Below are 908 nucleotides of genomic sequence, written 5' to 3' on the forward strand. Positions count from 1 at the left end.
CGGCGGCGGCCCGCCGCATGGGCCTGAGCTCGGCGGCGGTCGGCAAGAACGTGGCCCGGCTCGAGTCCAACCTGGGCGTGCGGCTATTCCAGCGCAGCACCCGCAAGCTCACGCTGACCGAATCCGGCGAGCGCTTCCTGCAGGAAATCGGCGACGCATTGGGTACCATTCGCAACGCCGTCAACAACCTGGCCACCGCCGATGGGCAACCCGCCGGCACGCTCAGGGTCAGCATGGGAACCGGGTTCGGTCGCCAATACCTGGTGCCGTTGCTGGGCGATTTCCTGCAGCGCTATCCGGCCATTTCGCCCGACTGGGATTTCAGCAACCGTCCGGTGGACCTGATTGCCGAGGGCTTCGATGCCGCCATCGGCGGCGGTATCGACCTCTCGCCAGGTGTGGTGGCGCGCGAGCTGGCGCCGGCGCACCGTGTGCTGCTGGCGTCGCCGGCCTACCTGGCCAGGCACGCGCGGCTGCGCACGCCGCAAGACCTGGCGCTGCACGATGGCATATTGATCCGCTCGCCACAGACCGGACGCGTACGCCTGTGGACCTTGCGCGACCGGGCCGGCGCGCAGGCGCCGGTGACGTTGAAGCCGAGAATGACCATGAACGATCCCAATGCCGCCTGTGAAATCGCCGAGATGGGATTGGGTGTGACGCTGGTGGCGATGCCGCACGCGGTGATCTATCTCGATCGCGGCACGCTGGTGCGGGTGCTGCCGGACTGGTATGTCGATACCGGCATGCTGTCGCTGTACTTCACGGCGGCGCGACTGATGCCGGCCAAGACCCGGGTGTTCGTCGACTTCGTGGTCGAGCACTTTCGCCGGGCCGGGCTGGCCGAGCGCTTCTCGGCCATTCGCTGAAAGCGTCAGCCGCGCGCGGGCTGGCTCGCGCCGCCGCCG

The 908-nt window shown here is 68.5% G+C and carries 1 protein-coding gene; it reads left to right on the top strand.

The features are described from left to right. A partial coding sequence (locus PMI40_RS12105) for a LysR family transcriptional regulator (protein ID WP_008115693.1) occupies window positions 1–869 on the top strand: 869 nt, incomplete at its 5' end. Window positions 870–908: the final 39 nt, after the last annotated feature.

Source organism: Herbaspirillum sp. YR522, assembly GCF_000282575.1.
GTDB lineage: Bacteria > Pseudomonadota > Gammaproteobacteria > Burkholderiales > Burkholderiaceae_D > Herbaspirillum.